The following is a 17,664-nucleotide window of genomic DNA, read 5'->3' as shown; positions in this document are numbered from 1 at the left end:
TTGGGCGACGCCCCCCCTCACCCCGACCCTCTCCCCCCGTTAGGGTGAGAGGGAAAGGATCAATGGGCTTCCGGCCGCAGGAACACGCCGGCGCGGGCGGCGGCCAAGGTGCGCCAGGCGATCCAGCCGGTCAGGCCGGTGGTCACGGCCAGGGCCAGGCCGGACAGCAGCGGGTGGAAGCCCTCCGCCATCAGCAGCACGGCGAAGGCGGCCGTGGGGAAGGTGAAGCTCCACCAGGACAGGCTGAAGGGCACCCGCGCGAATTCCCCCGCCAGGGACAGCAGCGACATCGCGATCAGCAGGGCCACACCAGTGAAGACCAAGGACAGGCTGTGCGACTCCCCGGTCAGGGCGATCAGCGCCAGGGCGCCAACGGCCGGCGGTGCCAGGAAGATCGCGACGCTGGGCCGCATGGCCAGCGGCAACGCCGGGCCGGCGATAAGCCGGTACAGCAGCAGCGGCAGGATCGCGAGCCACATCAGCAGCCCCACGCCGAACATCATCCAGGATGCGTCGTGAAAGCCCATCCGGGCGCCGAAGACCGGGGCCAGGATATTGCCGACGAAGGGCACCAGCAGCGGCGGCGCCAGCATCGCCACCTCCGCCCGCCCGGCCAGGACGCGGCGCAGAAGGCCCATGGCGACAATCAGATGCAGCGGCACGGCGATGCACCATAGTGCTGCGCCGAAGCCCGGCGCATAGGGATACACGGCGCCGGAGAGGATCATCAGCGCGATGGTCGGCGCGGCGGCGAAGGCCACGCGCACCGGGTGGCGGAATTCAGCAGCCATCGCCTCGGGGTAGAGCAGCGCCCGCAGGATCTGGGCGCCGACGACCAGCAGCCAGACCAGCGCGGTCAGCACCAGCAGGGCCTCTCCGAGGAAGCCGGGCATGCCCAGCGATACCGCGGCCTCCCGCCAGGCCATGCCAACGCCGCCAAGCCCCATGGGCAGCACCAGCAAGGGCAGCGGCAGATGCGCGATGCCGGGCGGGGCCGGCGACACCGGCACGGCGACGGCGGGTGCGACCTGCTGGGCGACCGGCGCCTCGCTCGGCACCGCCGGCGGGCCTTCCCCGCCGATCGGCGCGGCCGTCGCCGGCACGGTGCGGCGCCGCGGCTTCACGCCACCGCCGGGCTTGCGCGTGCCGCTCACAAAAGCGCCTCGCCGCGCAGCACCGGCACGCAGCCGCCGCCGACGGTGGCGCGGATGCCATCCGGGGCGTGGCGGGCGGTGGTGCGCAGCAGGCTCGGCCGGCCCATCTCGACGCCCTGGGTGATATCCCAGGCGCCGCTTTCAGCCCCGGACAGCTTGAGCAGCAGCGCGGCCAGCGGCGCCGCGGCGCTGCCAGTCGCCGCATCCTCCACCGTGCCGCCGAGCGGCGCGAACATGCGCGCGCGCACGGTGCGGCCTTCCGGCACATAGAGATACAGGGCGAAGCGCCCGGCCAAGGCCGGCGTCGCTTCCAGCACCGCGCGGAAGGCGGCGAAATCCGGCACGGCGCGGCCCAGCGCCTCCGCCGTCACCTCGGCCAGCACGAAGGGATTGCCGCAGCCGGCCTGGACCGGTGCGTGGTTCGTCACCACCACATCCGACTCCGCCAGGCCCACGGCGCGGGCGATGTCGGCGGCCGCGAATTCGACGCCGAGCTTCAGCGGCTGCGGCGCCGAAATGTCGGTATTGCCCTCCGTCACCCGCACCTCGACCAGCCCGGCAATCTCCTCGAAGCGCAGCACGCCGTCCACGGCGCGATCCGCCAGCACGAAGCCGGTGCCGACATTGGGATGGCCGGCGAAGGGCATCTCATATTGCCGGGTGAAAATGCGCACCCGGGCGGTGTTCGCGGGGTCCTCCGGCGGCAGCACGAAGGTGGTCTCGGAAAGGTTGAACTCGGCAGCCAGGGACTGCATCTCGGCGTCGCTCAGCCCGCGCGCATCCGGAAACACCGCGAGCTGATTGCCGCCGAAGCGACGGTCAGTGAAGACATCGACGGTCACGAAGGGATAGCTTCTCACACCAGTCTCTCCAATCGGGCCGGGTCCATGGTGACACCATGGCCCAGCGGTCCATGCCCCTGCCCCAGCCCGGGCGCCGCCAGCATCGCCGCCCGCACATAGGCGCGACCCCGCGCCACGGCCTCCGGCAGCGACAGGCCCTGCGCCAGGCCGCAGGCGATGGCGGAGGCCAGGGTGCAGCCGGTGCCGTGGGTGCTGGTGCTGTCGATGCGGCGGCTTTCGAAGACCTCCGTGCCCTCCGGCGTCGCCAGAATGTCGGTCAGCAGCGCGCCATCCAGATGCCCGCCCTTCACCAGAACGGCCCGCACGCCGAGCCGCAACAGCGCCTCCGCCGCCCGGTGCATCGCCGGCACGTCGGTGACAGGAAAGCCCACCAACGCTTCCGCCTCCGGAAGATTGGGCGTGATCAGCGCGGCCATGGGCAGCAGACGCTCGGTCAGCGTCGCCACCGCATCCGCCGCCAGCAGGCGATGCCCGCCCTTGGCCACCATCACCGGATCGGCGACCAGCGGAATGCCCGGCCCATAATCCGCCAGCGCGTCGCAGACCGCGCCGATGGTCGCCACATCGGCCAGCATGCCGGTCTTGATCGCGTCGGCGCCGATATCCTCCAGCACCAGGCGGATCTGCAGACGGATGAAGTCGGGCGGCACGCCCATCACCCCCTGCACGCCCAGCGTATTCTGGGCCGTCAGCGCCGTGATGGCCGTGGCCGCATAGCCGCCCAGCGCCGTGACCGCCTTGATATCCGCCTGGATGCCCGCCCCGCCGCCGGAATCCGACCCGGCGCAGATGAGCACACGCCCCCTGGCCCCCCCGCTCATTCCGCCGCAACCGTCTTCTTCACAGCAGACGCCGCCGCCCGCGCGCGGATCAGCCCGGCGAGTTCCGCCACCACCGCTCGCATCTCCGCCGCATCCTCCGCCTCCGCCATCACCCGGATCAACGGCTCGGTGCCGGAGGGGCGGACCAGCACGCGGCCGCGCGCGCCCAGCCGCGTGCTCGCCGCCGCGATTGCGCCCATCACCTCCGCATCATTCAGCGGAGAGGGGCCGGTGTAGCGGATATTCTCCAGAAGCTGCGGCAGCGGGGTGAAGCGGCGGCAGACCTCGCTGGCCGGGCGCTTTTCCTCCACCAGCAGCGCCAGCACCTGAAGCGCGGCCAGCAGCCCATCGCCCGTGGTGGCGAAATCGGAGAGGATCACATGGCCGGACTGCTCGCCGCCCAGATTGCAGCCAGCCTCCCGCATCTTCTCGCCCACATAGCGGTCGCCCACCTTCGTCCGGTGCAGGGCCAGGCCGAGTCCCTCCAGATGCCGCTCCAGGCCCAGATTGGACATCACCGTGGCGACCACCCCGCCCCCGGTCAGCCGGCCATCCCGCTGCCAGGCGCCGGCGATGGTGGCCAGGATCTGGTCGCCATCGATGATGCGCCCCTGCTCGTCGCACAGCGCCAGCCGGTCCGCATCGCCATCCAGCGCGATGCCGAGATCGGCCCGGCGTTCCCGCACCAGTTCCCCCAGCCGGCCCGGCGCGGTCGCGCCGCAATCGCGGTTGATGTTGAAGCCGTCCGGGGAGACGCCCGTGGTGACCACCTCCGCCCCCAATTCCCACAGCACGGTGGGCGCGACCTTGTAGGCGGCGCCATTCGCGCAATCGACGGCGATGCGCAGGCCTTCCAGGCTGCGGCCGCGCGGGAAGGCGGATTTGGCGGCTTCGATATAGCGGCCCGGCGCATCCTCCAGCCGGCTGGCGCGGCCGAGCTTCGAGGGGCTGGCCAGGGATTCGAGGAAATTCGGCGCATCCATCAGCGCCTCGATCGCGGCTTCCTGGGCGTCCGACAGCTTCAACCCATCGGGGCCGAACAGCTTGATGCCATTGTCCTCATAGGGGTTATGGCTGGCCGAGATCATCACGCCGAGGTCGCAGCGCAGGCTGCGGGTCAGCATGGCGATGGCCGGCGTCGGCAGCGGGCCGACCAGCATCACATCCATCCCCGCGCCGACGAAGCCCGCCGTCATCGCCGGTTCCAGCATATAGCCGGACAGCCGCGTATCCTTGCCGATGACGACGCGGTGCTTGTGGCTGCCGCGGTTGAAGAAGCGGCCGGCTGCCTGGCCCAGGCGCAGGGCGGTGCCGGCATCCATCGGCGGGCGGTTCGCCGTGCCACGGATGCCATCGGTGCCGAAGAGTTTGCGGGGCGGTGCGGTCATGCCAAGCCTTATAGCGCCCCCCTGGCGGTTTGAAATCCGCGGCCGCCACCCGTCAGCCTGCCATCGCCCCCGGGCCGGGCGAGGCGGCGGCGGGGCATTTACCGAGGATGATCATGCCCAGCACCTCGTCCTTGGTGACATCCGTCGTGCGGGCGGTGCCGACCAGCCGGCCGTTCTTCATCACGCTGACCCGGTCGGCCAAGTCGAAGACATCATGGATGTCGTGGCTGATCAGGAAGATGCCGATGCCCTGCGCCTTCAGCTGCAACACCAGCTCCCCCACCTGCTTCGTCTCGGCGGGGCCGAGCGCCGCGGTGGGTTCGTCCATGATCAGGATGCGGGCGTTGAAATGGATGGCGCGCGCGATCGCCACCGATTGCCGCTGGCCGCCGGACAGAGCGCGGACCGGCTCCTTGAAGCGCCTGAAATGGGGGTTGAGCCGCGCCATCACCTTGCGCGTCTGGGCTTCCATCGCCGCGTCATCCAGCATGCCCCAGCGCGTCGTGATCTCCCGCCCCAGGAAGATATTGGCGGCGGCATCGACATTATCGGCCAGGGCCAGGGTCTGATAGATCGTCTCGATGCCATGCCGCTTGGCATCGCGCGGCGAATGGATCTCGGCGGGGTGGCCCTCGACCCGGATCTCCCCGGCATCAGCGCGATAGGCGCCGGACAGGATTTTGATCAGCGTGGATTTGCCGGCGCCGTTATGGCCGAGCAGCGCCACGACCTCCCCGGGCATCAGGTCGATGGAGACGCCATCCACCGCCTTGATGCCGCCAAAGGCGATGGAGATGTCGCGCATCTCGACGAGAGGTGTCATCGCAGCCGCCTCCGCCAGGCGCCGTCGAGCCAGACGGCGAAGACCAGGACCAGCCCCACCACGATGTTCTGCAAGGGCGTATCCACGCCCAGCAGCACCATGCCCGATTGCAGCGACTGCATCACCAGCGCCCCCAGCATGGCCCCGGCGACCGAGCCGAGCCCGCCGGCCAGGGAGGTGCCGCCGATCACCGCGGCGGCGATCACATAGAGCTCATCCAGCGTGCCCGCCGCATTGGTCGCCGCATTCAGCCGGGCCGTGGCGATACAGGCCGAAAGCCCGGCGAGCGCGCCCATCAGCCCGAAGACCAGCATCAGCATCCGCCGCGTATTGACCCCCGAAAGCTCCGCCGCCTCCGGATTGCCGCCGATGGCAAAAACGTAGCGGCCGAAGCGGGTGCGGGTGGCCAGTACCGTCATGGCGATGCCGACGCTGAGTGCGACGATCACGGGCAGCGCGAGGCCATGGGCGATGAACAACCCGCCTTCCGGCCAGGGAATGCCCTGTGCCGCCGCCATGCGCCGCGCCACTCCGGGCGGGATGGGATAGGCATTGGCCACCGCGACGGCGCCCAGCACGGCGAGGCAGGACAGGCCCATCAGCGCGCCCTCCGCCCAGCCCGGCCGCACCGGAAAGCCGAAGTCCAGCCGCCGCCGCCGCAGCAGCACCATGCCAGCGATGATGGCGATGCAGGCGAGGATCGCCAGAAGCCAGGAGGCATTGGCCCCGATCGCCCCCTCGATGCCGCCGCCCAGCATCCGGAAACGCCCATCCATCGGCGCCACCGTCTGCCCCTGCGTCACCCACCAGGCGCTGCCCCGCCATACCAGCAGCCCACCCAGCGTGACGATGAAGGAGGGAATGCCGAGATAGGCGACCAGCCCCCCCTGCAGCAGCCCGATGAGCCCGCCGAGCCCGATGCCCAGCGCCACGGCAATGAAAGCCGTCGCCGGATGCTCCAGCCCCAGCACCTCCGGCAGCCAGCGCGCCTGCGCCACGCCCACCACCATGCCGACGAAGCCCAGAATGGCGCCCACCGACAGGTCGATATTCCGCGTCACGATCACCAGCACCATGCCGCAGGCCATGATGCCGATGGAGGCGGTCTGCACCGACAGGTTCCACAGGTTCCGCGGCGTCAGGAAAGCGCCGCCCGAGAGCAGGTCGAACCCCACCCAGATGACCGCCAGCGCGGCCAGCATCCCGACCAGCCGCGGGTCAATCTCCAGCTGCCGCATTCAGCCGCGCCGCCGTTCTCCCTCCCCCGCTTCGCGGGGAAGGGTCGGGGTGGGGGCAGGCACAACCCGCCTCAATTGCAGGCCTGCACCCGCCCCGCCGGCACCCCCTGGCAGACCGCCGCCTTCGGTGCCCAGTTCGCCTCGATGATCAGGCCGAGATTGTCCCGCGTCACCGGCACCGGCGTCAGGAACCGCGCGGTCATCGCCCGCCGCTGCGGCCCCTCATTCCACTGCACGGCGCCCGGCACCTCCGCCAGCCGCGCCCCGCCCGCCAGGCGCAGGGCAATCTCCGCCGCGTTCTTCCCGAGGTCGCGCGAATCCTTCCAGATCGTCACGGTCTGCGTGCCCTGGGCGATGCGGTTCAGCGCCGCGCGGTCTGCATCCTGGCCGGAGACCGGCACGCTGCCCGCAAGCCCCTGCGCCGCCAGCGCCGCGATGGCACCCCCCGCCGTGCCATCATTCGCCGCCACCACCGCATCGATGCGGTTGTTGTTGCGGGTCAGCATCTGCTCCATGTTCCGCTGCGCATTGGCCGGCAGCCAGCCATCGGTATAGGCCTCCCCCACATTGCGGATGCGGCCGGCATCGATATGCGGCTTCAGCACCTCCATGCTGCCGCGGAACAGGAAATCCGCATTCGGATCGGCGGAGCTGCCCTTGATGAAGGCGTAGTTGCCCTCCGGCTTCTGGGCGAGGACGCTGCGGGCCATCATCCGGCCGACCTCGACATTGTCGAAGGTCAGGTAGAAGACCTCCGGCATCTCGATCAGCCGGTCATAGGCGACAACCGCCACGCCCTCATCGATCGCCTTCTGCACGCCGGGGCGGATGGCTGCGGCATCCTGCGCCAGCACGATCAGCGCCTTGGCGCCACGGGCCAGCAGGCTTTCGATATCCGTGAGCTGCTTGGCCGGGGAGGATTGCGCATCCGCCGACAGGTAGCTGCCACCGGCGGCCCGCAAGGCCGCCTGGATCGCGGCCTCGTCGGTCTTCCAGCGCTCCTCCTGGAAATTGGACCAGGAGACGCCGACCACCGCCCCCCTGCCCTGCGCCCGCACCGCCTGGCTCAGCCAGGGCGCTGCGAGCCCCATGCCGAGCATCGCCCGGCGCGACAGACCCCAATTGCCTTCCGTCATGCTCCGCTCCCTTGGCGCACGGCCTTCTGGCCATGTTTGAGGGAAGCCTCCGTCATCGTATACGCCGCCGTCAAGCGCCGCGTGCAGGACGCGGCACGAAGCGCCAAAAGCTCAGTCCTCCTCTTCCTCCGCCCCGCCGGACAGCGCCTGCCAGACCGCCAGGGCCTGCGCCGTTTCCGCCACATCATGCACCCGCAGCATCGCCGCCCCCCGCGCCGCGCCTGCCAGCGCCGCGGCGACCGAGGCCGAGACACGCCGGGACGGGGCTTCCACACCGGACAGGGTGCCGAGGAAACGCTTGCGGCTGGCGCCAAAGACGATAGGGCAGCCGATGCCGGCCAGCAGCGGCAGGCGCTCGATCAGGGTCAGGTTGTGCGGCAGGCGCTTGCCGAAGCCGATGCCGGGATCGATCGCCAGCCGGTCGCGCGGCAGGCCGAGCCGTTCGGCCGCCGCCACCCGGTCCGCCAGGAACTGCGCCACCTCCACCGCCACATCGCCGTAGCGCGGGTCCTGCTGCATGGTGCGCGGGTCCTCCCCCAGCATATGCATCAGGATGACGCTGGCCTCCGACCGCGCCAGCACGCGGGCCGCCGCCGGGTCGTGGCGCAGGGCGGTGATGTCGTTGACGATCTCCGCCCCCGCCTCCAGCGCCGCCAGCATGGTCGCGGCGTTGCGGGTATCGACGCTGATCGTCGCGGCCTTCGCCAGTTCACGGATCACCGGCAGCACGCGCCGGCATTCCTCCTCCGGCGGCACGGGGTTCGATCCGGGGCGGGTGCTCTCACCGCCGATATCCAGCAGGTCAGCGCCGGCCTCCAGCATGGCGTGGCCGGCCGCGATCGAGTCCGCCACCCCGCGCCCACCATCCGAAAAACTGTCGGGCGTGACGTTGATGATGCCCATCACGAGCGGCCGGCCGGCCTCGCAGGGCATTTCGAGCCCGGCGAAGCGGGGCAGCGCCTGGGTCAGCGCCATGACCTGGGGCTGCCAGGCCGCCGGCACGTCGGAGAGCGGCAGTGGATGGGTCGGCACATCCGGCCCGATCAGCCGCACCAGGGTGAAGGCCAGGGGGCCGCCGGCCAGCGGCAGCGCCAGATCCGCCGCCATCGCCGCGGCGGCGGCCTGGCCGTCGATCAGCCCGAGCGGCTCGACCCATGTTTCGGTCACGACTCGATCACCTCATTGCGCCGGTTTGTAACGATGCCCGATGGGCCGCCCCGTCGCCAATCCGTCCGAATCAAAACGGCCCGCCGAGGCGGGCCGTTCCAGTCGAAACCGTGCTGGCGGGATCAGGTGCCCGGCTGCGGCGAAAGCCCCGGACCGGCGCTGGGGCGCGGCGTCGGCCGGCCGCTGGTCGGCACGCTGCCGCGGCCCTGATTCACCGGCTCATCCGGGCGGACGCGGACGATCGGTTCACCCTTGATGATCAGCTTGATCTCGTCGCCGGAGATGGTCTCGTGCTCCAGCAGGCCCTTGGCCAGCAGGTGCAGCTCATCGACATTCTCCGACAGCACCTTGGTGGCGCGGGCATAGGCGCCGTCGATGATGCTGCGGATTTCGCCGTCGATCTTCCGGGCGGTTTCCTCCGACAGGTTCTTCGACTGCGTCACGCTATGGCCGAGGAACACTTCCTGGTCGTTGGAGCCATAGGCGATCATGCCGAGATTCTCGGACATGCCCCATTCGGTCACCATCCGGCGGGCCATGTCGGTCGCCATCTTGATGTCGCCCGAGGCGCCGTTCGAAACCTTGTCCGGGCCGAAGATCAGTTCCTCGGCGACGCGGCCGCCCATCGCCATGGCGAGCTCGGCCTTCATCTTGGACTTGTGCTTGGAATAGCGGTCACCGGCCGGCAGGGACATCACCAGCCCCAGCGCGCGACCGCGCGGGATGATGGTGGCCTTGTGGACGGGGTCGCATTCCGGCTCATGCATCGCGACCAGCGCATGGCCCGCCTCGTGATAGGCGGTCATCCGCTTCTCATCCTCGGACATGACGAGGCTGCGGCGCTCCGCGCCCATCATCACCTTGTCCTTGGCCGCCTCGAACTCCGCCATGCCAACGGTGCGGCGCCCGGTACGGGCCGCGAGCAGCGCCGCCTCGTTCACCAGATTGGCAAGGTCAGCGCCCGAGAAGCCAGGCGTGCCACGCGCGATGGTCTTCGGCTCCACGTCGGAAGCCAGCGGCACCTTGCGCATATGCACCCGCAGGATCTTCTCGCGGCCGTTCACGTCGGGGTTCGGCACCACGACCTGGCGGTCGAAGCGGCCCGGACGCAGCAGCGCGGGGTCCAGCACGTCCGGCCGGTTGGTGGCAGCGATGATGATGACGCCTTCGTTGGACTCGAAGCCGTCCATCTCCACCAGCATCTGGTTGAGCGTCTGCTCCCGCTCGTCATTGCCGCCGCCGAGGCCGGCGCCGCGATGGCGACCCACGGCATCGATTTCGTCGATGAAGATGATGCAGGGGGCGTTCTTCTTGCCCTGTTCGAACATGTCGCGCACGCGGCTGGCGCCGACGCCCACGAACATCTCGACGAAGTCGGAACCGGAGATGGTGAAGAAGGGCACATTCGCCTCGCCGGCGATGGACCGCGCCAGCAGCGTCTTGCCGGTGCCCGGCGGGCCCACCAGCAGCACGCCCTTCGGGATCTTGCCGCCGAGCCGCTGGAACTTCTGCGGGTCACGCAGGAATTCGACGATTTCTTCCAGCTCGGACTTGGCTTCCTCAATGCCGGCCACGTCGTCGAATGTCACGCGCCCCTGCTTCTCAGTCAGCAGCTTGGCCTTGGACTTGCCAAACCCCATGGCCCGGCCGCCGCCACCCTGCATCTGGCGCATGAAGAAGATCCAGACGCCGATCAGCAGCAGCATCGGGAACCAGGAAATCAGGATCTGGAAGAGCGGGTTGACGTCGCTCTCCTCCGGCCGCGCCACGACGCGCACGCCACGATCCGTCAGGCGGCTGACCAGCTGCGGGTCTTCCGGCGTGAAGGTGGAGAAGGTGCGACCGTCATTGAGCTGGCCGGTGACGGTGCGGCCCTGAATGGTCACATCCCGGACCTGGCCGGAGTTCACCTCATTCAGGAAGTCCGAATAGGCCACCTGCTGTGCCGCGCGGCCTCCGCCACCGTTCGATGGCTGAAACAGGTTGAACAGCGCCACCAGCAGCAGCGCCACGATGACCCATAGCGCCAGATTCCGGCCGAAATTATTCACGTTTGCATCCCTTTGGGGCTACCCGGATGGACTTCGCCAGCCCGCGAAGAATGGGCCGCCACATAAGCACAGATAGGTGCGGCCACGCTGGCTTCCATCCCGTTAAATGCGACCACGCGAATGGAACTCCGGCGCACCGGTCTTCAACCCGCCGCGCCGGCCAGCGGCGCGAAGCGCAGCCGGACGCCGAAACCGATTTCCGGGGAAGGATAGGACAGGGCGGGCACGGCGACCAGCGCGGCGTCATCACTCTCCGCCGCGGCCCGCCATAGCGCCGGCAGGGTCCGCGCCACCGCCGCCGGCAGCCCGGCCGGCCGTGCCAGGCAAGTGGCTGCCGCACCCAGCGCACCCAGCAGCAGGCCGGGCGGCGGCGTGCCGGACAGGCGGAAGCGGCCATCCCACAAGGCGCCCACCTCCGCCGCAATCGCAGGCGCCATGGCCGCCGCCTCCCGCATCAGGAGCCCCTCCCGCGTCAGCCGAGCGCCGCCCAGGGTGCCGGCACCCCGCGCCAGCAGAGCAGCGGTGGCAGCAGGCGCGGGGGCATAGGCCGCGCCGGAGATGGTCCGGATCAGCCGCGCCAGCGCCGCGACGGCCACCCCGTCCTGCCCCAGGGCGCCTCCGTCAATGCGCGCAAATCCCTGTTCGAACAGCAAGACCGCCGCGGCCAGCCGCGCGGCCACCGCCGCATCCAGCCTGGCGCGGCGACCGGCGAAGGCGGCGGCGGCGGCCTCCAGCGCTGCGACGCCGGCCCCCTCGCCGCCCGGATCGGCCAGGGCGGCGCGCAGCCGGGCACGGGTGAAGCGCGGATCGGCGTTGGAAGGATCGCGCAGCGGCGCCAGCCCGGCCTCCGCCACCACCGCCTCCAGCCGCGCCGGCGCCAGGCCCAGCAAGGGGCGGATCAGCAGCGCGTCGCCGGCGGTGCGGGCCGGCGCCATGCCGGACAGCCCGGCCGCACCACTGCCGGCCAGGCCCCGCAGCAGCAGCGTTTCCGCCTGGTCGGCGCGATGCTGGCCCAGCGCCGCCCAGCCGGCGCCCACCGCCCTGGCCAGATCCAGCAACGCCGCCAGCCGTCCGGCCCGCGCCCGAGCCTGCGCCCCCGGCCCCGGCGCGAGCCCCAGCGGCAGGATGCGCGCGGCGATGCCCTGCCCCACCAGCCATCCCGCGACCCGCAGCGCCTCCGCCCCGCTTTCCGGCCGCAGCCCGTGATCGACGATGCCGGCCAGCACCGCGCCGCCCCGCGCGCGCGCCCAGCGCGCCAGCAACAGCGCGAGCGCCAGGCTGTGTGGCCCGCCGGAGACGCCAACGACAATGAGAGGAGATGGGCCGAAGGGCCCGAGCGGCGCCATGAGGGCGGCAAAGTCGCGCGCGTCAGGTGCCGCGCCAGCAAACATCACATTTACGTGATAACCAGAAAGCCCCGCCTCAGCGGCACTGGGCACGGCGCCGGGCCTCGGTCGCCCGCTCGGCCACTGCGGGACGAAGCTGGGGGAAGCGGGTGCGCAGGTCGTTGAGCTGGTTGCAGGCGTCGCGGTTGTTGTTCAGGCCGATCAGCGCATTCGCCACGCCCAGCATCGCCTCCGGCGCACGGGTACCCTGCGGGCTGCGGCGATAGGCATCGTCATAGGCCACGGCGGCTCCGGCAAAATCCCGCTTGCCGGCCAGGGCTCCGCCGAGCAGCAGCTGCGCATCGCCGATCCGGGTGGCGTCGCGGGCGGCGATCACCTCCCGCGCCGCGGCCTCGGCGGCCGGCCAGTCGCGACGGCCGAGTGCCGCCTGCCCCTCCGCCAAGGCGCGCTGCGGCGTGCGCGGCGCGGCCGCGGCGGCAGGGGCTGTGGCGGGCGCCGCGGCGACGGCGGGCGCGCCGGGGCGGGCGGGCGGGGCGGCATTGCCCTGGCGCTGGCCTTCCAGCTGCTGAAGCCGGAAATCGACGTCGCCTTCCAGCTTCTCCAGCCGCTCCTGCATGGTACGCGCGCGGAAGTCGGCCTCATCGGCGCGGCCACGCAGGATGCGGAGCTCCTCCTCCAGCCGCTGCACGCGGTCGAGCAGGGCGCCAACGAGTTCGGTCTGCGGCGCGCCGCCCTGGGCGCCGGAGCGACCGCCGAGAGCGGAGGGGGACGGCGCCGGAGCAGGCAGCACGGCGCCGCCGCTGCCGCCACGGCGCAGCATCTCCACCTCCTGCCGCAATTGCAGGATCTGGTTCTGCAAGGCGATGCCCTCGCGGCTCTCCATCTGGGCATGCGCGGATGGGGCGACGACCAGCGCCGCCAGGACCATGGCGATGCCGAAGGCGGAACCAAGCACGGCGGATCGGATTTGGCGCAAGGCGGTCTCCTTCATGCATGAGGGGAGGCCGGGCCGGGATAGGGCAGCGGCGCGTCCGAGACCAGAGGCCGGCGCCCGACGTTACCGATATCCGACAAGGATGCGCGAAGCGGCGCCAGGAAGCGGCGCCGCGGGCGGGCCTTCCGAGGAAGGCCCGAATTCCGGCGGACCGGCCCCGAGGGGCCGGCACCCGCCGAAATCAGATCAGCGCACCACCGTGACGGCGCGGCGGTTCTGCGACCAGGCCTGCTCATTCGAGCCGAGCGCGGCCGGGCGGTCCTTGCCGTAGGAGATGGTGTCGATGCGCGCCGGGGCGACACCGCCGGCCACCAGCACATCGCGCGCCGAATTGGCGCGGCGCTGGCCGAGGGCGAGGTTGTATTCGCGGGTGCCGCGCTCGTCGGCATGGCCTTCCACGGCGACCTGCACCTGCGGGAAGCGCTGCAGCCAGCCGGCCTGGCGATCCAGCACCGTGCGCTGATCGGCGCGGATGCTGACGCGGTCGGTGTCGAAGAACACGCGGTCGCCGATATTGGCGACCAGGTCTTCCTGGCTGCCCGGGCGCGGGCCGCTGGCAGTGGTTTCGGCGCCGCCGCCGGTCGCGGCGGAGGACTGCTCGGTGCCGCTGCCGCAGGCAGCGAGCAGGGCCACGGCGGCCAGCGCGCCGAGGAGCTTGGTGGTCATCGGATCGGGATCCTTCAGGGTTGGGCGTGAGGCGGGTCAGGGGGTGGCCCGCTCTCGATGCCATATGATCAACAATTTGTGCGGCAGCAACATGGCACATGCCCTGATGCCGCCGCGATGACGATGTCGATACAGTAAATAACAGAAACCTAAGACAGCAGCGGGCTCCAGGCGGGGTCGGAGGCATCGGTCGGTGTCACGATCTGGCGTTCGTTGAAGCCGGCGATGTCGATCTGCGCGAGGCGGGAGGAATAGCCACCACCCCGCGCATCGCGCGCCGCCGTTTCCCGATAGAAGGCCAGCACGCGGCCGTTCGGCGCGAAGGTCGGGCCTTCCATCGACCAGCCCTCGCTCAGGATTCGCTCGCCGGAGCCATCCGGCCGCATCACGCCGATGGCGAACTGGCCGCCGGCCATGCGGGTGAAGGCGATCAGGTCGCCACGCGGCGACCAGACCGGAGTCGCGTAGCGGCCATTGCCGAAGGAGATGCGCCGGGCGCCGCCGCCATCGGCGGACATGACATAAAGCTGCTGGTCGCCGCCGCGGTCCGAGTTGAACACGATCTGCGTGCCATCCGGCGAATAGCAGGGCGACACGTCCAGCGACCCGCCGGAAGTGAGCTGCCTTTCACGGCGGGAGGCGATGTCGACCACGAAGATATTGGCGTCGCCGCCACGGCTGGCCGAGAGGATCACGCTGCGCCCATCTGGGGCGAAGCGCGGGCTGAAGGTCATGCCGCCAAAGCTGCCCAGCACCTGCTGCTGGCCACTGTCCAGGTTGAACAGATAGACCCGCGGCTGATTGCGGAAATAGGACATGAAGGCGACCTGGCGCGCGGTCGGGTGGAAGCGCGGCGTCAGGGCCTGGAAGCTGCCATCGGTCAGGAAGCGGTGGTTCTCGCCATCCTGGTCCATCAGCGCCATGCGCCGCGTGCGGCGATCGCGTGCGCCGCTTTCCGCGACATAGACGATCTGCGTGTCGAAATAGCCCTTCTCGCCCAGCAGCCGCTCATAGATCACGTCGCTGATCAGATGCGCGATGCGGCGCCACTGCGCCGCCGGGGCGGTGAAGGCGGTGCCCTGCAACTGGCTGTCGGCCAGCACGTCCCACAGCCGGAATTCCACCCGCAGGCGACCGCCCGATTCCTCGACCCGGCCGGTGGTCAGCGCATGGGCGCCGATCACGCGCCAGTCCTGGAAGCGTGGATTGGCCGCGGCGGTTTCCGCCGTCTGGATGAAGGCCTGCCGGTCCACCGGCCGGAACAGGCCGGAATTGCGCAGATTGGCCTGGATGACGCGGGCAATGTCGCGACCGACGCGCTGCGCATCGGGGCTGGCGCCCGCCATGTCCGGCACCGCGATCGGCACCGGATCGGTGCGGGCGCGCGTCACGTCGATCACCGTGGTCTGACCGCTGGCGGCCTGCTGGCCAAGCGCGAAGTCAGGCAGCAGGCTCGCCACCACCAGTCCACCGGCGCCAGCGAACACCCTGCGGCGCGTAAAACCGAAGCCCGGCAGAGTCATCGCAAAAATCCCCTCGGCGAAAAATTGAATTGGAAGCGGTTTTCACCCGCCTGCAACCGGCCCGCCGGGACCGGCAGCGGGCTGCAAGCCGGGTCGAGCAGAGCGCGGCGCGCCTGCTCATATAACGCACGGGCGCGCGCTTCGCTCGGCACGCCGTCCGGCCCGGGCAACACATTTCGGATGATTCCGCCGCGATCGACGATGGCGACCAGGCTGACCCGCATCTCCGACAGGCCGAGCATGCTCTGATCGACGCGCCAGCACTCGCTAACGCGCTCCCCGATCGCGGCACGTTCGCCGGCATTCAGCGCATCCGACGCATTGGGCGCGCCACCGGGCGCGGAGGGCCGCGCCTGCTGGGCGGAGGGCCGCGCGGTGGGCGGGCGGTTGGAGGCCTGCTGCTGGCGCAACCGCTCCAGCGTGTTGAGCAAACTGGACGAACGTTCCTCCGGCCGCGCCACGGGCGGCGTGGTGCTGGTGCCAGGCGTGGTCACCGGGGCGGGCGGCGGCGGCGCGGCTGGGGGCGGCAGCGGCACCGCCGTCTGCGCGGGCGGCGCATTGGCGGGCGCGGCTGGCGCCGTGGCGGCCGGGGCCGGTGGCGCGGGCGGGGTGGGCGCAGCCGGGGTCGGCCGCGCGGGCGTGGGCGGCGACGGGTTGGGCGCGACCGGGGCCGGCGTCGGCGGCGGGGGCGGCGGAATCGGCAGCGGCTCCGCCGGCGCGGGCGGCGGGGCGGAGGCCGCCGGGCGCGGCGTGGCCGGGGCGGGCGGCGCCGGCGCCGCGGCCTGGGGCGGTGCGGCCGGGCGTGGCGCGGGGCTTGGCGGGCTGGCCGGCGGGGCGGGCGGCGGCGGGGTCAAGGCGGGCGCGGTCGGCCCGGGCGTCGGCGGCGCGGCAGGCGCCGGGGGCGGTGGGGGCGGCGGCGGGGTGGGCTGCGGCGGCGCATTCGTCGGCGCATCCGGCGTCGGCGGCACCGGCGAGGGATCGGGCGGGGCGGGCACGGGATCGGTCGGCGCGGCAGGGCCGGGCTGTTCGCCGCGTGCCTGGGCCGGCGCCTCGGGCGAGGTGAACTCCACCGTCATCGCCATTTCCACCGGCGGTGGCAGCGGCCGCACATAGCCGTAGAGAAGGCCGGCGACGCCGAACAGCACATGCAGGCCGAGCGAAACCCCGACCCAGCGCCGCAGCGCCCGGTCCTCATCCCAGGGCTGGAAGGTGGTGACGCTCAAGGTCGGACCTCAGCGCCCCGCCGGCCGGGCCGGTGCCGCGGCGGGCGCGCCAGACGGCGCCTCCGCCAGCAGCGCGACGCGGGAGAAGCCGGCGGAACTGACCGTGCCCATCACCTCCATCACCCGGCCGTAATTGATGGCGCGGTCGCCGCGCACGAAAATGCGGCGTTCCGGCTGGCCGGGCGCGCGCTGGTTGCTGTCCATGATGGCGCGCAGCTGCGGCACAAGCGCATCCAGCGCCACTTCCGATTCCTGGAGGAAGACGCGGCCATCGGCGGTGACGGAGATGGTCAGCGGCTCCTGTTCCTGGTTCAGGGCGCTGGCCTGGGTGCGTGGCAGGTCAACCGGCACGCCGACCGTCATCATCGGCGCCGCCACCATGAAGATGATAAGCAGCACCAGCATCACATCGACCAGCGGCGTGACGTTGATCTCGCTCATCGGGCGATAGGCGCCGCGGCGACCGCCGCCGCCCTTCCTGCCGCCGAAGACGCCGCCGGCCACGCCTTAGCCCTCCACCGGCTGACGCGCGGGCGTCGGCCGGGCGGGTTCCGCCGCGGCTTCCGACTGGCGCGACAGGATGGCGCCGAATTCGGCCGCGAAAGCCTCCAGCCGCCCGGCGTAACGGCCGAGGTCGGTGGCCAGCTTGTTATAGGCGATGGTGGCCGGAATCGCCGCGATCAGGCCGATGGCGGTGGCGAACAGCGCCTCCGCGATGCCCGGCGCCACCACGGCGAGGTTGGTCGACTGCATGCCGGCAATGGCCGAGAAGCTGTTCATGATGCCCCAGACGGTGCCGAACAGGCCGATGAAGGGGGCGGCGGAGCCGACGGTCGCCAGGAACACCATCCAGCGCTCCAGCCGGTCCATCTCCCGCTGGATGGCCACCGTCATGGCGCGTTCCACCCGTTCCTTCATGCCGGTGACCGCCAGGTCGCTGGTCATGCTGCGGCCGGAGGAGCGGCGCCATTCCCGCATCGCCGCGCCGAAGACGGCGGCCATGGGATTGGTGGGCTGCTCACCCTCCCGGTTGAACAACTCCTCCAGGCTGCCGCCGGACCAGAAGCGATCTTCGAAGCCATCGGCCGCGCGGTTCACCCGGCGCAGCGAGGTCATCTTCTCGAAAACGATCGCCCAGACCCAGACGGAAGCCAGCATCAGCGAAAGCATGACAGCCTTCACCACCCAGTCCGCCTGGAGGAACAGCGCCCAGAGCGACAGGTCGTGGGCCACCGGTGCCAGGGCCTGCGCGGTCACATTGCCCAAAGCCG

General features: G+C 71.1%; 16 protein-coding genes. All 16 read right to left on the bottom strand.

From position 1 onward, the window contains the following. Positions 1-59 precede the first annotated feature (59 nt). The 16 genes from ACVFYP_RS06170 to tolQ all read right to left on the bottom strand — a co-directional run bounded on the left by ACVFYP_RS06170 (position 60) and on the right by tolQ (position 17,659). Complete coding sequence (locus ACVFYP_RS06170; protein WP_499199243.1) at positions 60-1,154, bottom strand: SLAC1 anion channel family protein; 1,095 nt, start codon at positions 1,152-1,154, stop codon at positions 60-62. Next, positions 1,151-2,014: a PhzF family phenazine biosynthesis protein gene (locus ACVFYP_RS06165; RefSeq protein WP_499199242.1), complete on the bottom strand. Its 864-nt coding sequence runs from the start codon at positions 2,012-2,014 to the stop codon at positions 1,151-1,153. Before ACVFYP_RS06165 ends, ACVFYP_RS06170 begins: the two co-directional genes overlap by 4 nt. Further along, on the bottom strand, positions 2,011-2,838 hold the full coding sequence (thiD, locus tag ACVFYP_RS06160; protein WP_499199241.1) for a bifunctional hydroxymethylpyrimidine kinase/phosphomethylpyrimidine kinase: 828 nt from the start codon (positions 2,836-2,838) through the stop codon (positions 2,011-2,013). Before thiD ends, ACVFYP_RS06165 begins: the two co-directional genes overlap by 4 nt. Beyond that, entirely contained in the window at positions 2,835-4,226 is a 1,392-nt protein-coding gene (gene glmM / locus ACVFYP_RS06155) for a phosphoglucosamine mutase (protein WP_499199240.1), read from the bottom strand. Before glmM ends, thiD begins: the two co-directional genes overlap by 4 nt. Positions 4,227-4,278: 52 nt before the next feature. Further along, positions 4,279-5,049: an ATP-binding cassette domain-containing protein gene (locus ACVFYP_RS06150; RefSeq protein WP_499199239.1), complete on the bottom strand. Its 771-nt coding sequence runs from the start codon at positions 5,047-5,049 to the stop codon at positions 4,279-4,281. Then, positions 5,046-6,287: a sugar ABC transporter permease gene (locus tag ACVFYP_RS06145; RefSeq protein WP_499199238.1), complete on the bottom strand. Its 1,242-nt coding sequence runs from the start codon at positions 6,285-6,287 to the stop codon at positions 5,046-5,048. The genes ACVFYP_RS06150 and ACVFYP_RS06145 overlap by 4 nt, the downstream gene beginning before the upstream one ends. A 71-nt stretch (positions 6,288-6,358) precedes the next feature. Continuing rightward, on the bottom strand, positions 6,359-7,423 hold the full coding sequence (gene xylF, locus ACVFYP_RS06140; RefSeq protein ID WP_499199237.1) for a D-xylose ABC transporter substrate-binding protein: 1,065 nt from the start codon (positions 7,421-7,423) through the stop codon (positions 6,359-6,361). A 111-nt stretch (positions 7,424-7,534) separates the two neighbouring features. After that, complete coding sequence (gene folP / locus ACVFYP_RS06135; protein WP_499199236.1) at positions 7,535-8,590, bottom strand: dihydropteroate synthase; 1,056 nt, start codon at positions 8,588-8,590, stop codon at positions 7,535-7,537. Between the two features lie 122 nt (positions 8,591-8,712). After that, entirely contained in the window at positions 8,713-10,641 is a 1,929-nt protein-coding gene (gene ftsH, locus ACVFYP_RS06130) for an ATP-dependent zinc metalloprotease FtsH (protein WP_499199235.1), read from the bottom strand. A gap of 143 nt (positions 10,642-10,784) precedes the next feature. Beyond that, entirely contained in the window at positions 10,785-11,987 is a 1,203-nt protein-coding gene (gene tilS, locus ACVFYP_RS06125; protein ID WP_499199234.1) for a tRNA lysidine(34) synthetase TilS, read from the bottom strand. A 76-nt stretch (positions 11,988-12,063) separates the two neighbouring features. Further along, positions 12,064-12,963 (bottom strand): tetratricopeptide repeat protein, encoded by a 900-nt coding sequence (locus tag ACVFYP_RS06120; protein WP_499199233.1) that lies wholly within the window; start codon positions 12,961-12,963, stop codon positions 12,064-12,066. A gap of 204 nt (positions 12,964-13,167) precedes the next feature. Further along, a complete protein-coding gene (gene pal, locus ACVFYP_RS06115; protein WP_499199232.1) occupies positions 13,168-13,647 on the bottom strand; it encodes a peptidoglycan-associated lipoprotein Pal in 480 nt (159 codons plus the stop codon). 149 nt (positions 13,648-13,796) lie between these two features. Then, on the bottom strand, positions 13,797-15,170 hold the full coding sequence (tolB, locus tag ACVFYP_RS06110) for a Tol-Pal system beta propeller repeat protein TolB (protein ID WP_499199231.1): 1,374 nt from the start codon (positions 15,168-15,170) through the stop codon (positions 13,797-13,799). Then, positions 15,167-16,393 (bottom strand): cell envelope integrity protein TolA, encoded by a 1,227-nt coding sequence (gene tolA / locus ACVFYP_RS06105; RefSeq protein WP_499199230.1) that lies wholly within the window; start codon positions 16,391-16,393, stop codon positions 15,167-15,169. Before tolA ends, tolB begins: the two co-directional genes overlap by 4 nt. A 9-nt stretch (positions 16,394-16,402) precedes the next feature. Then, the gene (gene tolR, locus ACVFYP_RS06100; RefSeq protein WP_499199229.1) at positions 16,403-16,897 is read right to left on the bottom strand and encodes a protein TolR; all 495 of its coding nucleotides are present in this window, start codon (positions 16,895-16,897) and stop codon (positions 16,403-16,405) included. A 3-nt stretch (positions 16,898-16,900) separates the two neighbouring features. Then, the gene (tolQ, locus tag ACVFYP_RS06095; RefSeq protein WP_499199228.1) at positions 16,901-17,659 is read right to left on the bottom strand and encodes a protein TolQ; all 759 of its coding nucleotides are present in this window, start codon (positions 17,657-17,659) and stop codon (positions 16,901-16,903) included. Positions 17,660-17,664 lie beyond the last annotated feature (5 nt).

This window comes from Roseomonas sp. F4, assembly GCF_053891155.1.
Note: the sequence above shows the minus strand (reverse complement) of the source record. Positions and strands in the feature narration are given on the sequence as shown.

Excerpts from the sequence above, each read along its gene's own strand:
- pal (WP_499199232.1), bottom strand. The coding sequence starts at position 13,647 with ATGACCACCAAGCTCCTCGGCGCGCTGGCCGCCGTGGCCCTGCTCGCT.
- glmM (WP_499199240.1), bottom strand. The coding sequence starts at position 4,226 with ATGACCGCACCGCCCCGCAAACTCTTCGGCACCGATGGCATCCGTGGC.
- ACVFYP_RS06145 (WP_499199238.1), bottom strand. The coding sequence starts at position 6,287 with ATGCGGCAGCTGGAGATTGACCCGCGGCTGGTCGGGATGCTGGCCGCG.
- tilS (WP_499199234.1), bottom strand. The coding sequence starts at position 11,987 with ATGGCGCCGCTCGGGCCCTTCGGCCCATCTCCTCTCATTGTCGTTGGC.
- ACVFYP_RS06150 (WP_499199239.1), bottom strand. The coding sequence starts at position 5,049 with ATGACACCTCTCGTCGAGATGCGCGACATCTCCATCGCCTTTGGCGGC.
- xylF (WP_499199237.1), bottom strand. The coding sequence starts at position 7,423 with ATGACGGAAGGCAATTGGGGTCTGTCGCGCCGGGCGATGCTCGGCATG.
- tolB (WP_499199231.1), bottom strand. The coding sequence starts at position 15,170 with ATGACTCTGCCGGGCTTCGGTTTTACGCGCCGCAGGGTGTTCGCTGGC.
- thiD (WP_499199241.1), bottom strand. The coding sequence starts at position 2,838 with ATGAGCGGGGGGGCCAGGGGGCGTGTGCTCATCTGCGCCGGGTCGGAT.